Annotated in this window: 13 protein-coding genes and 3 pseudogenes; 1 reads left to right on the forward strand and 15 read right to left on the reverse strand. The window is 39.5% G+C overall.

Annotation, left to right across the window (positions count from 1 at the left end; genetic code table 11):
- Positions 1–87: 87 nt before the first annotated feature.
- The 5 genes and pseudogenes from OCV47_RS16205 to tnpA all read right to left on the reverse strand — a co-directional run.
- Positions 88–339, reverse strand: a pseudogene (locus OCV47_RS16205) (transposase domain-containing protein); the annotation flags it as partial.
- A pseudogene (locus OCV47_RS16210) lies at positions 340–597 on the reverse strand (hypothetical protein); the annotation flags it as partial.
- 19 nt (positions 598–616) lie between these two features.
- On the reverse strand, positions 617–2,254 hold the full coding sequence (tnpC, locus tag OCV47_RS11750; RefSeq protein WP_262655252.1) for an IS66 family transposase: 1,638 nt from the start codon (positions 2,252–2,254) through the stop codon (positions 617–619).
- Positions 2,255–2,325: 71 nt separating this feature from the next.
- Positions 2,326–2,673 (reverse strand): IS66 family insertion sequence element accessory protein TnpB, encoded by a 348-nt coding sequence (gene tnpB, locus OCV47_RS11755; RefSeq protein WP_262655253.1) that lies wholly within the window; start codon positions 2,671–2,673, stop codon positions 2,326–2,328.
- Entirely contained in the window at positions 2,667–3,071 is a 405-nt protein-coding gene (gene tnpA / locus OCV47_RS11760; protein ID WP_262655254.1) for an IS66 family insertion sequence element accessory protein TnpA, read from the reverse strand. The genes tnpB and tnpA overlap by 7 nt, the downstream gene beginning before the upstream one ends.
- Before the next feature lie 364 nt (positions 3,072–3,435).
- Between tnpA and OCV47_RS11765 the strand changes: the two genes are divergently transcribed.
- Positions 3,436–3,630: an integrase core domain-containing protein gene (locus tag OCV47_RS11765; protein WP_331481301.1), complete on the forward strand. Its 195-nt coding sequence runs from the start codon at positions 3,436–3,438 to the stop codon at positions 3,628–3,630.
- 234 nt (positions 3,631–3,864) lie between these two features.
- Here the strand turns inward: OCV47_RS11765 and OCV47_RS11770 are convergent, their stop codons facing one another.
- From OCV47_RS11770 to glf, 10 genes and pseudogenes are all read right to left on the reverse strand, one after another.
- Positions 3,865–4,980, reverse strand: coding sequence for a phosphotransferase enzyme family protein (locus OCV47_RS11770; RefSeq protein WP_262655255.1), 1,116 nt, complete (start codon positions 4,978–4,980; stop codon positions 3,865–3,867).
- Between the two features lie 70 nt (positions 4,981–5,050).
- Positions 5,051–6,889, reverse strand: coding sequence for a glutamine--fructose-6-phosphate transaminase (isomerizing) (gene glmS / locus OCV47_RS11775; protein WP_262655256.1), 1,839 nt, complete (start codon positions 6,887–6,889; stop codon positions 5,051–5,053).
- Positions 6,890–6,901: 12 nt separating this feature from the next.
- Positions 6,902–7,219 carry a hypothetical protein gene (locus OCV47_RS11780; protein ID WP_262655257.1) on the reverse strand — a complete coding sequence of 106 codons (318 nt, stop codon included), beginning with the start codon at positions 7,217–7,219 and terminating at the stop codon, positions 6,902–6,904.
- 71 nt (positions 7,220–7,290) lie between these two features.
- On the reverse strand, positions 7,291–7,512 hold the full coding sequence (locus tag OCV47_RS11785) for an ErpK protein (RefSeq protein ID WP_262655258.1): 222 nt from the start codon (positions 7,510–7,512) through the stop codon (positions 7,291–7,293).
- 2 nt (positions 7,513–7,514) lie between these two features.
- Positions 7,515–8,576, reverse strand: a pseudogene (locus OCV47_RS11790) (IS1634 family transposase); the annotation flags it as partial.
- 217 nt (positions 8,577–8,793) lie between these two features.
- On the reverse strand, positions 8,794–9,639 hold the full coding sequence (locus tag OCV47_RS11795; RefSeq protein WP_317244358.1) for an IS3 family transposase: 846 nt from the start codon (positions 9,637–9,639) through the stop codon (positions 8,794–8,796).
- A complete protein-coding gene (locus tag OCV47_RS11800) occupies positions 9,629–9,916 on the reverse strand; it encodes a transposase (RefSeq protein WP_262655261.1) in 288 nt (95 codons plus the stop codon). Before OCV47_RS11800 ends, OCV47_RS11795 begins: the two co-directional genes overlap by 11 nt.
- A gap of 71 nt (positions 9,917–9,987) precedes the next feature.
- Complete coding sequence (locus tag OCV47_RS11805) at positions 9,988–10,644, reverse strand: hypothetical protein (protein WP_262655262.1); 657 nt, start codon at positions 10,642–10,644, stop codon at positions 9,988–9,990.
- 104 nt (positions 10,645–10,748) lie between these two features.
- Positions 10,749–12,326 carry an interleukin-like EMT inducer domain-containing protein gene (locus OCV47_RS11810; RefSeq protein ID WP_262655263.1) on the reverse strand — a complete coding sequence of 526 codons (1,578 nt, stop codon included), beginning with the start codon at positions 12,324–12,326 and terminating at the stop codon, positions 10,749–10,751.
- A 153-nt stretch (positions 12,327–12,479) separates the two neighbouring features.
- Entirely contained in the window at positions 12,480–13,574 is a 1,095-nt protein-coding gene (gene glf / locus OCV47_RS11815) for a UDP-galactopyranose mutase (protein ID WP_317244355.1), read from the reverse strand.
- Between the last annotated feature and the right edge of the window lie 213 nt (positions 13,575–13,787).

Consider the following 13,787-nt stretch of genomic DNA (forward strand, 5'->3'; position numbering starts at 1 on the left):
GTAAGCGCATAGTTTCGGGGCATACCCAATAAATGAAATCTGGCACCCTGCGCTAGGATGCCAGACATGCGAGTATTTTACTCCATTTTATTTGCAGGTTTCCTGAGCCAGATTGCTCCATGGGGCAAACCGCTCTAATTCATCGTCTGACATTTCAGCACTTGGACGATGCTCCAAAAGGAAGCTCAAATACTTATGCGGGTCGAGTTCATTGGCCTTTGCCGTTTCTATCATAGAATAGACCTTCATACTGGCATCCGCCCCAGCAGGCGTATCACTGAAGAGCCAGTTCTTACGGCCTACTACCAATGGACGGATACTGTTCTCGCTGAGATTATTGNTTTTATCAATAATTAAAACTTTTTTTCCTTTTAAAAGAGCTTCTCTTGCTATAACCGCTCCATACAATCCAGCTCCAACAATTAAAAAATCATACATCATATATAACACTCCTCGTATAATATCCTTTTCAAATATTATTTGAAAGTAAAATCTAATTCTACAATTCTCAGTGAAATTATTATACATCGTAAGCGCATAGTTTCGGGGCATACCCAATAAATGAAATCTGACACCCTGCGCTAGGATGCCAGACATGCGAGTATTTTACTCCATTTTATTTGCAGGTTTCCTGAGCCAGATTGCTCCATGGGGCAAACCGCTCTAATTCATCGTCTGACATTTCAGCACTTGGACGATGCTCCAAAAGGAAGCTCAAATACTTATGCGGGTCGAGTTCATTGGCCTTTGCCGTTTCTATCATAGAATAGACCTTCATACTGGCATCCGCCCCAGCAGGCGTATCACTGAAGAGCCAGTTCTTACGGCCTACTACCAATGGACGGATACTGTTCTCGCTGAGATTATTGCTAAGACTGCAGGCACCGTCTTTCAGATAGTTCATCATAAACGGACGACAGCCATTGGTATAGTTGATTGCCTGGATGATACGGTCTCCTGATTCTGGATGCAGCTGATCAAGCCACGACAAAAAAGCCTCTATGACAGGTTTTTGATCCTTCAGACGGCGGTTGTAAGTCTGTTTCAGAGATAGTCCCTTCTCACGATAGGAACGCTCGTATTCAAACAACTTATTACAGTATAGGAATCCCTGAACAGCTGGATGGGTATAATCCTTTTCATGTCCTTTGGGAATAGCTCGGAGCCAGTAGCGTCTTATGTGCGCCCAACAACAGCAACGCTGTGCTTCCGGCACTTTGTTGTATCCTTTGTAGCCATCTACCATAAGATAGTAGCCCGGTGCTGCACCTGCAAGAAATTCAGCAGCATTGCTGCCGGCTCTGGTCGGAGTATAGTTATACAGGATGATGGGAATATCTCCATCCTCGCCACTGCGTATCAGCCAGACATAAGATTTGCTCTGTGGCCTGCGACCTTCTTCCTTCAGAACCTGGATTGGTGTTTCGTCTGCCATCAGGTATCTGCGTTTTAGGAGTTTTCGATGCAGATACGCATACATCGGTTGGAAATAATTCTCCGCACAGTAGATGATCCAGCCTGCCATAGTTGTTCGGCTGATCCTCACCCCCAGATGTTCGAAGTCTTTTTCCTGTCGGTAAAGCGGCATGGACATGACATACTTAAAATACATCACATGTGCTGCTAGACCTGAGGATACATAACTTCCCGGGATCAGTGCAGGTTTACCTTCATCCTTGATGAACTGAGGATCTTCCGTTTCCTTGCACTTTGGGCATTCATATGTGGTCGCATAATAATCGATACGTTCCAGCTTTGGTTCTGTGTATCGCAGCTCAGTCCGGATCAATTCATGACCGATCGGAACCATTTTTGCACCACACTCGATACAGGTTTTCTGCTCCTCGGTAAGAGTATCGACATAGACTTTCTCTGTTGGAAGATCAGAAAAGACTTCATCATAGGTTGCCTTTGGCTTACGGGTCTTTGTGTGAGCCTTTACTTCGATATACCCAACTTCCAATTCAACAGGAGCAGGTTCGTCTTCATCCTGAAGCTGGAACAGATTCATCTGTCCTGGCATCTGGTCATGACGTATCTCGCTGGTGGAGCCAAAAAGTTTTGTCTTCAGATAGTCCAGCTGAGCCTGAAGATTTGCGATAAGCTTATCCTTTTCTCTGTCTTTTGCATCACGCTCCTGCAGCATCTTCTGCATGGAACGAATGAGCTCGTTCTGAGTGCTGATTGTTGTATTCAGTTGTGAAATAGTATCCTTAAGCTCTAAGAGCCGGATCTCGTTTGCTCCTGAAGACATGGTTTTTCGCTCCTTTTCTATGGATCTATTATACCATAAAACATGCGAAAAGTCCTGTAAAATCAAGCATTTCAGGCACTTTTGATAGCCTTCGGCTGCTCGATTTCAAGTCCTGACATGAGCCAGTCGAACTGTCTCCAGGTGATAGGTTTTACTTCTTTGCGGTTGCGTGGCCACCGGTATTTTCCGACGCCGGCATCCAGCCTTTTATATAAAAGTACATAACCATCGCTTTCATGGAGGAGCACTTTTATACGATCATTACGTTTGCCGCAGAACAGGTAGATGGCTCTGTTTTTACCGGGATCCATCTTTAACTGATCCTGGATCAGGGCACATAATCCGTCTATGGATTTCCTCATATCTGTATAGCCACAGATCACGTAGATCTCATCTGCGACAGTGATGTCGCCTAACATACATTTCCTGCCATACATCGAATGATCTGTGACAGGAGCATTGGATCGACATCATTTGAAATCCTAATAGAAACAGTACCTGATTGAATCTCGATGGATGATGAAAACCTTCGGTCAGTCCGAATAGTTTCTAATGACTTAGAATCCATAACTGTAGGAACATCAGGTATTACTTCCAGTTTTACCACCTCCTGTTTGGGTGTGGCTCTATAAGTTTCCCGTCCATTAGCCGGTGGGATATCATAGCATGCTTTCTTTCGAAGTCTTTTTACCCAGTTATAAAAAGTGCCGGGATTGATGTCATGCTCTGTACACCATTGATAATCACTGAGACCGCTGTTGCGGCATTCCATAATCAGCTGATACTGTTCGTCAGCAGTACGTCTTTGTGTGTTCATACGTTACCCCCATAATTATAGTGAAATGCTGGCATTTCACAGATCCTAGCGTCAGATCTGTAGTAAAATGCTGGCGTCTATCCTCTATGATTATGGCAGATTTTCGGTGGAAGTTAAATCCACCCTGTTATTAGGCGTTTACAACCAAATCAGGCATGGTCTATTGACATTACATATATTCCGATCAAGTGCGGATTTCTGTAAGCGCATAGTTTCGCTCTTGACATGCCATTCAACAACTGTTATATATAAAACAAGGGTGAGAAGCCTGATTTTCAGGCTTGCCACCCTTGCATATCATAGAAGAATCTTATTTACAGACTTTTTCTCACAGTCTCGAAAAAGCCGCTGGGCAGACAACATCATGATTGAGCGCTGGTTCCGCAGCTTCAAGTATGAGGAAGCCTATCTGACACAGTACAACAACATCAGGGAAGCAAGGGCTGCTATCAGACAGTATATCCACACCTACAACTTTGAGCGACGCCATTCTGCACTTGATTACCAAACACCGGCTGAATGCTACTATCCGGCAATGTTGATGCCATATGTAGCTTAGCATATATTGGATCTGGGGAGTGCTCCACTGTTCTCTCCATGTTCCTTGTAACTTGTCCACCATATCAGTTCATTATAAAAATCTTAGATTTTTGTCTTGACAACTGAGCCACTATAATTCCCCCGTGATATCATCTTTTAAAACACCACACGGCTCTATACAAAAATCCACGATTAAATTTATGATTTCTTTCTTATTAAACAAATGATCTGTCATAGTTTCCCATCTCGCTTTTTATTTCAGATATTTTCTCACGATTTTCTGCATTTGTTCCCACTTTTTTTCCATATCTGCCACCAGCTTAAACTGTGTTCTTGCTCGATCCAGATTGTGAGTCGGATAATCTGTTTTGAAATAGGTATCTCCTGAAAGGTAATCTGTCAGAAATCTCATTCCGCATTCATAGGTCATAACTTTTGCTCCCAGTGGAAGACACTCGATCTCTGTATTGGTAAGAATACCGTTGCAACCTTCGATAAAACCTTTGGCATAGATATCATATAATTCCAGATCGCAGGACACTTTCGTCAGATCTTTTTCATCTTCTGCTGCCGTACTTGCGCCAAAACGAATAGAATCTCCGAAATCATTTACCGCCAGTCCCGGCATGACTGTATCCAGATCTATTACGCACAGTCCCTTTCCGGTAGCATCATCAATCAGTACATTATTCGATTTGGTATCGTTGTGTGTTACACGAAGCGGAAGTTTTCCTTTTGACAATAGATCTCCTAATACGCAGGCTATATCATACCGATCCAGTACAAACTGAATCTCCTGCTGGACGTTTTCTGCCCGCTTGCATACATCTTCCTCTGTTGCTTTCTGGAAAGCAACAAATCTTGCTTTGGTATCGTGAAAACCTGCAATTGTTTCATGAAGACTGTCTGCCGGGAAATCTGCCAACATCTTCTGAAAATGTCCAAATGCAATCGCACTTTCATAAAAATCCTGTGGACTGCTCAGTTCTTCTAACGCATGTACATCTTCAATAAAATGATAGGATCTCCAATATTCCCCATAGCTATCTACAAAGTACGGCTTTCCTGTTTTAGTGCGTACAAAATCCAGTGTTTCTCGCTGTGGATCCCCGCCTTGCTCCTGAATCTGCTCCTTCAGGTATTCCGTCACATGTAAAACATTCTCCATCAACGCTTCCGGATCTGCAAATACTCCACGGTTCATATGCTGAAGTGAATATCTCTGAAATACTCCATTCTGTTCGAAAGTCATCATATAAGTATCATTAATATGTCCGTTTCCACAGACATTGCATTCTCTAAAAATACCGGGAATATCAAATCCGTGAATGGCCTCTTTTCTTCCTTCATCCAGTGTATTCTGGTTCATTTATTATCCTCCACTTTTTATCTATTATAAAATAGTCCCCTGCCTTATGACAAGGAACTATTCCCAAATATTATTCAACTGTTACACTTTTGGCCAGATTTCTTGGCTTATCTACATCCAGACCTTTCGCCACACTCACATAATATCCCATCAACTGCAATGGAATTACAGCCAGTGAGGTTACAAACAGTGGATCTGTTTTTGGAATATACGTAACGAAATCTGCCGTATCTTCCATGTTATAATTGCCATAACTGGTAACTCCACACAGATAAGCTCCCCGGCTTTTACATTCCACCATATTGGATAACGTCTTCTCATAAAGATCATTCTGTGTCAATACACCAATTACTAATGTACCCTCTTCCAGCAGAGAAATTGTTCCATGTTTCAGTTCTCCAGCTGCATAAGCTTCTGAATGAATGTAACTAATCTCTTTCATTTTTAGACTGCCTTCCAGAGAAATTGCATAATCCAGTCCTCTTCCAATAAAGAAAATATCATGTGCATTGGCCTGCTTTGCTGCAAACCACTGAATTCTTTCCTTATCGTATAGAATTTTTTCGATCTTATCTGGAAGTTTTAACATTTCCGAAATCAGATTCTGATAACGCTCTATATTAATCATTTCACGTACATATGCCATTTGAACAGCCATACAATAAGTTGCTATCAACTGGGTACTATATGCCTTCGTTGTTGCAACTGAAATTTCCGGTCCGGCTAATGTATAAAATACTTTATCTGCTTCTCTGGCAATGGACGATCCGACCACATTCACAATGGCCAGTGTCTGAATTCCTTTTTTCTTTGCCTCTCTTAATGCAGCCAGACTGTCTGCTGTTTCCCCCGACTGGCTGATAATCATTACCAGTCCGTTTGGATCTAAAATCGGATTACGGTATCTGAACTCCGATGCCAGTTCCACACGTACCGGAATGCGTGTCAGTTCTTCAAAAATGTATTGAGCTGCTACTCCAACATGATATGCAGATCCGCATGCCACAATATATATTTGAGAAACGCTTTTGATCTCTTCTTCTGTAAGTCCGACACCACTTAAATCAATCGCATCATCTTTGATAACCGAATGCAACGTATCACGAACAGCTTTTGGCTGTTCATGAATCTCTTTCATCATAAAATGCTCATATCCAGCCTTTTCTGCTGCTTCTGTATCCCACTTTACTTCTACCAGTTCTTTTTCGATCTCATCTCCATCCAGATTATAAAATGTAACTTTATCTTTCTGAAGACGACCAATTTCCAGATTCCCAATGTAATATACATTTCTGGTATATTTTAAAATTGCCGGCACATCAGATGCCAGATATGACTCCTGCTCATTTACTCCAATGATCATCGGGCTGTCTTTTCTCGCCACATAAATCTCTTCCGGATATTCTTTAAACATAACCGCAAGCGCATACGATCCCCTGATACGAATCATAGCATGATTCAAGGCATCTACCGGAGTTCCAATATACTTCTTATAATAATAATCAATCAGTTTAATTGCTACCTCTGTATCTGTTGAAGAATAAAACTGATATCCTTTTCGAAGCAACTTATCCTTTAATTCCTGATAATTCTCAATAATGCCATTATGAACACCAACCACATTTCTATCATCACTGCAATGAGGATGCGCATTTTCTACGGATGGTTCTCCATGCGTTGCCCATCTGGTATGCCCTATACCACAAGTACCTTTCAGCGTACTTCCATCATTCGTCTTCTCTGCCAGAACTCTTAAGCGCCCTCTGGCCTTGATAATCTCCACTGGTTTTTCATTATCTCGCACAGCCAGGCCAGCTGAATCATAGCCTCTGTATTCCAGCTTCTCCAGACCACTTAATAAAATCGGTGCAGCTTGCTGTTCACCTGTATAACCCAATATTCCACACATAAAATTCTCCAATTAATCTTTCACAATTGTTACATCTCTGTACAGTTCTTCTTCATACATACCATCTTTGATCAGCTTGCGAAAACTTTCTACCACTACCTCTTTGTCTTCTTTATAGGTCACTCCAAACCACTTATCGCGAGTTTCCAACACTTTCACAGTGCACTTTCCATCTCGCAACATACCACCTATTAACGTAGGAAGCAAATATTCCGCTTTCTGTGGATTAACTGGAACAGCCTGCTCAAAAAAAATCTTGAATTCTTTTTCTAGTACTCCCATGAATGTCGGCGCACAGCCTTCTTTGGCAGGGAATCCCCACATATTCATGGATACGTACAATTCCGGATCCAGTTCTACTGTGAACTTCCTAAAAAATTAACTCTCGATGACTTCCAGGTCTACTCTTGGAAGTCATCGGCTCTGAGGAAATCCATAATCTCCTCAAACGAACGATTGCTTTGCTCGATAGCCTGAAGCAACTCTTTATTGTGTAGTTCATCTCGTTTTTTTATCAGCTGATTGAGCTGTTCGAGTTCTGCTTCATATCTATCCTTGGCTTTGGAAACGATCAGCTTCTGCTGTTCAATTTTGTCATCGATATTGATTTTTCTACGTGCCATTGTTATGCCTCCTTCGCATTGCAGAATTTAAGATCTTCATTGATGTCAACAGCATGCTTCCCGACGTTTATCTCGGATAAACCGAATGCTTTCAGAATCGACTTCTGAGTTGCAGTTACTGCGTAATCCCGATAATATTCACCGTCGGTTTGTCGCACGATTTCGATTTTCTCAAGTTCACGGATAGCTGCGGGTACTGTCATGTAGTTCTCTTTTTGATGAGTTTTCAACATCTGTTCCTTAAGCAGGAAGTGAATCCTGTTCCGGATAATCAGTGCTACAAACTCAATGAAGATCTTTGCGTGCAGCGCCTCATTGGTGTGACAACGCATAGTCCTGTTTCCAAGGAAGCTTTTATCTTCCCTGAACAGTTTTTCGGATGCATCACGGCTCTTATAGAGGCCAAGGGCATCCGCAGCATCCATCTTCTCGGATGTGATAATAACAAAATAACCACACAGGGCTATTTCGTCATCAATGGCCTTGTAGCGTTCCCGACCATACATGAACTTTTCGTCATCCTGTCCTTCATGATAAAAAATCAGATCGAAATACTTGCGAAACTCATTGCCAAGCTTCATCTTCATACCCTGATGATCTCGCAGGAACAGGGACATTCGGTCGATCTTTTCTTCGACATTCTCACGTTCGGACGTCTGTTTCCGTTCGTTGTAGTAAATGTGGAAGTAGCGCTCCTTCTCATCGGAAGGATACAGCTGGTGTTTCACGGTGATACCGTTCACTTTGTAATCACGCAGGCTGTATTCGCGCTTTTCCTCAAAGCTGCCTTTGACTGACAAAACAAGGTCACGGACAAGGGATTTCATCCCCTTCATCATAATAATGAACTCATAGCCGTTCTTATCCATGAAGTGAATGTTTTCCTTGCTGAAATATCCTCGGTCAAGAATGAAACCGACCTGACGGTAGCCATAGCTCTTTGCCTTCAACAGCATCTGCTGAAGCTGAGAAACATCAACGATACTTCCTGGATACTCCTCATAATACAGTGGTTCAGAATTATTGTGATCATAGGCAATCGAGTAGTTCAAGACAGGCTTTCCGTTGTCATCCTTCTAAAGTGAACCCATTTGTCAAGACACTTTTTTAAAAAATTTAAGTTGGATTTCAGAAGGGATAATCCCATCCTTTTCTCCCTTGTTTACCCACTAAGTGTGGATATATGAGCTGTCAAGGGTGTGCTGCTGAGCAGCTTCCGAAGGAACCCTTTACAGCTCATATATCCGCGCTTACCCTTCTGGGAAGGGAGAGACAGGATAATTACCTGTCCCAGTAGACTTCCTTTGGCGTGCGATATTTTAGCCGTGAGTGCGGACGCTCATGATTATAAAAGTTCATGTAATTATTAATACCGATACGTGCATCTCTGGGTGTCTCATATGCATTTGGATACACATCCTCATATTTTACGGTTCTCCAGAGCCTTTCCACGAAAATATTATCGTAAGCGCGACCACGGTGATCCATACCGATTTTTGATCCGGCATCCAGAAAAATCTGTGTGAATTTTGGGCTTGTAAAATGACTTCCCTGATCAGAATTCATGATCTCAGGTTTGGATACCTTCAATGCTTTGTGGCTGGTATCCAGAACAAATCCTATTTCCATGGTATCACTCAGCTGCCAATGCAGCACAAACCGTGAGTACCAATCGATGATTGCCACCAAATAAAGCCAATCTGTTTTGACTGGTATATAGGTAATGTCAATGGACCAAACCTGATCAGGATGGTCGATTTTGAGCCCTTTCAGCAGGTAAGGATAAATTTTATTGGCCGGCTCCGGCTTGCTTGTATTTTGCCGTGGATATATGGCCTGTATGCCCATTTCCTGCATATGACGAAGGACTGCTTTGTGATTGATCAGATAATGCTCTTTTTCGTTAAGATACCAGCAAATGCGGCGGTATCCATACATCGGGTATCGGGTATAGATTTTGTCAATCATCTGCTTTATGTACAAATCCTCTGTAGAATGTGGAGCCGGCTGATAATAGAGCCCGCTTCTATTAAGTTCCAAAAGGCTGGCTTGTACGGAAATCGGAAGAGTCGATCCGTTCATCTCCACAAGCAGGCGGCGTTCCGGTACGCTAAGCTTAGAAACCAGATTTTTTTTTCAACCACTCATTCTGAGTGGTGAGTTTGCCAATCTGAGCATACAAATCGTTGATCTCGGCTTCGCGTGCTTTTTGAGCCTTACGTTCTTTTGAGGAGTTGTCCTGGAACAGTGTATACAGTTGGGTTTCTGCTTCTCGCTTCCACTTTGAAAGCATGTTTGGATGAATATTGTTCTCAGCAGCAATTTCATTAATGGTACGCTCACCTCGAATTGCTTCAAGGACAAGTTTGGATTTTTCCTCTGGTGAATGTTGTTGTCTTGCCATAGTTGGACTCCTTTCGCTATAAAAATCATACGGGAAATCCAACTTAGAAACAATGATTTTTTTGTCTTAATTTATGGGTTCATTATATTCGGATGTCCGATCTCAACACACTCAAGATCACCTGCCTGACAGTTCTTGTTGGTCGAATCATAAGTGATATAGATCTTTTCGCGATGATCATGCCTGTTGTTCCATTCATTTTGAAAAGCAATGCATTGATCTCTCGTAATGCTGTTAATAAACGAAGAAACCTTTGAGTCACTGTACAGCCTCATTCCCTGTGTGAACAGTAGATGGTTGTAGGCATAATCCGGATAGTACTGCCCGGCATTGTTTTCTGTAACAATGGAATACGCTGCCAGATCAAGGAAAAGACCGGCATCCTTCCCAATCAGGCGGCCGATAATCTCACCCAGATGATATTCTGCAATGATCTTACGAATCACAATGAATGCTCCGATTCTGAGACAGGCACTCCGGTCAGATTTTTCATTCATCTCTGGAAGTTTAGCCTCAGGGAAGCATTTCAAGTAGTTAGTATTAGGATACATCGTCTCTGACGAAGCATTCAAGCACTTACCAATCGTTGTATTCTTCGGAATGGTATAATGCTTATCTGAACTATACTTGTGGTCGTAAGCATAGTAAATATAGGTTATTCCCCGGATCGTTTTTCTTGTGATTCCATGTCTGGAATCTGGAATTTTGACCTCATAATCGAAATACATGGCGCCCTCCAAACGAGAGTTAATTATCGAGGAAGTTTACAATTAATATCCTACACGCTCCTGCTTACTCCATTCTCCCCAGCATAGCTAAGGGATTAGGATTTTCATTTATATTCTTCCAATGGTTTCCAGCTAGCATACTCTTCAGCATACTGTTCTTGTTGTATTTCCACTATCCTAGAAATTGGCGCATTCTTATATTGATACGTGTCAAAATATACACTACTTATCACATTGTTCACCGTAGAATTATATACAACAAAATTGAATCCTCGTCCATTTTGTGCTTTTTCTTCACCATTAATCAGAATACTCGCCACACTGCCTGCCTCATATCCACCACTAATTACTTCATATGAAACATTTTCATCTATCATCCCAAATGTATGTAATTGATCCTTTCCAATTTCTTCAACTAATAGTCCATTACCACTAATACCGATATAGCTATAGCGCTGTTTTCCTAGTAAAGATTTTTCAAATCCAAGATTTTGTAATGCTTTTTCTTCGTCATCGGTAAGATTGGTTGCAGCTTCATCTTTTACTGCTATAAATATCGTAATATTTGAATTATCTAATTCATTAAGTGCCTTTAAATATCCATTTAAATTTGCTTCTTTATTTAAAGAGACTGTATCCTCTACTACTTTTAGAAATTGATCATATTTTTCTTTTTGTTCCATATAATCGTCGTACAAATGATCTTTTCTACGATCCTTAAACTCAAGTTTTTGTTGTAAATAAGATCCTAGTATATCTGTCCATTTTTTTGCACCTAGCATATTAAAATGGTTGCCATCTGAACTATCTAACAACAGATCAATTTTTTCCAAATTTTCGAAATCATTTAAATCTAAATATGGAATATTGTACTCTTCTGCATAGTTTACTATGGTATTATATTTTTCCCAAGTATATGTCCCGCCACCTCTTGTCAATATAAACATAATATTTTTTTCTCTACACAAATTTATCATTTTATTCAAATAAATACGGTTTATATCTGGTATTGAGGTGATTTCTCCGGTATTTTCTCCATTTAATCCCAGATCTTCTACTTTGTCTGGAGCAGAATATAAATTTAAATTCATATAATTACCATTCATAACCTGATAACCGCTTTTCCTTACAAAATTCTCTTTTGATATATTCTCCCAATTCGAATGATTATAATATATCTTAGAAAAGTAATTCCAAAAATTTATTTCTGGAGTTATTTCCTTTGCCTGACAAAAAGCATTATATTTTGTTGCATTATTTTTCATATTATCTAAAGAATAATGTAAATGATGATATTCATCATACGTTCTTACATTTCGTCTCAAGTCATCTTCCGTATAAAATAAAGAATTAACATCAAACAATACTGCTTTAGGATTTTGATATTTCAATGCCTCCTCAAGCGAATAATATGACAAATATGTTGGTTGAGATGGCTCTCCTATCGTTACGCCTGCAATTCCATACTTAAGGTATAATTCTTCATTACTAATATTTGTTATGGTAATACTTGTTCCAACAAATATCACATCATAGTAATTTTTGTTATTGTATATATATCTTAATCCACTATGATCCCATTGTTCATTAATCGGTCTTTCCAAAAAATGATCAACAATATTAAATATTATTATAAATGCACAAATAAATCCTACTATTTTCAATATATATATTTTTTTCATTATCTTCGACTTATAATGCTTTTTACACTATATCTCCTTTTTGTTTGTTGTAAAATGAAAAATGTAAAACATTGCAAACTAGGCTTCCCTGACTCTGCGGAGATGGTAGTAATAATTCATCTTAATTTATGAGATCATTATACAATTTATTTCTTATAGTATGATTTTACATTTTTTTAAAGCGCTATCTATAACCTTGTCCATATCGTAATATCTATATTCCCCAAGTCTTCCTCCAAAAATAACGTTTTTCTCTTTCTTTGATAATTCTTTATATTCCAGATACAATTTTGAATTTTTTTCATCATTTACTGGATAATATGGCTCATCTCCTTTTTTCCATTCAGAAGAATACTCTCTACTAATGACTGTTTTATCTTGAGTACCAAATTCAAAATGTTTATGCTCTATTATGCGAGTATATTTCGTTTCAATATCTGTATAATTTACAACTGCATTACCTTGGTAATTTGTTTGGTTAATAATTTCTGTTTCAAATCTCACCGAGCGATATTCTAATGGTCCATATTTATATTCAAAGTAAGCATCTATTGGTCCTGTGTAAATGATCTTTTTTGCCTTAGAATCCCATTCATTCCTTTTTTTCAAATAATCTTCATTCAAAATAATGTCTGCACCTTTTATCATATTTTGAATCATTGCAGTATATCCACCTATTGGAATTCCTTGATATCGATCATTAAAATAGTTATTATCATAAATAAATCTAACAGGAAGCCTTCGTATAATTGTTGCTGGTAAATCTTTACAATTTCTTCCCCACTGTTTCTCAGTATACCCTTTAATTAACTTCTGATATATATCCTTGCCCACCAATGATATTGCTTGCTCCTCCAAATTCGTAGGATCACATTTAATTTCTGTACGCTGCTCATTTATTTTTTTTAACGCCTGTTCAGGGGTAATTACTCCCCACATTTTATTAAATGTATTCATATTAAATGGTAAATTAAATATCTCACCTCTATAGTTCGCAACAGGAGAATTTATATAATTATTAAACTCTGCAAACTGTTGAGCATATTCCCATATAGCCTTATCACTTGTATGAAAAATATGAGCCCCATAACAATGAACATTTATTCCTTCTATATTTTCAGTGTAAATATTTCCACCAATATGATTTCTTTTATCAATAATTAAAACTTTTTTTCCTTTTAAAAGAGCTTCTCTTGCTATAACCGCTCCATACAATCCAGCTCCAACAATTAAAAAATCATACATCATATATAACACTCCTCGTATAATATCCTTTTCAAATATTATTTGAAAGTAAAATCTAATTCTACAATTCTCAGTGAAATTATTATACATCGTAAGCGCATAGTTTCGGGGCATACCCAATAAATGAAATCTGACACCCTGCGCTAGGATGCCAGACATGCGAGTATTTTACTCCATTTTATTTGCAGGTTTCCTGAGCCAGATTGCTCCATGGGG

Origin of the sequence: Muricoprocola aceti (assembly GCF_025567005.1) — a bacterium.
Taxonomy (GTDB): Bacteria; Bacillota; Clostridia; order Lachnospirales; family Lachnospiraceae; genus Marvinbryantia; species Marvinbryantia aceti.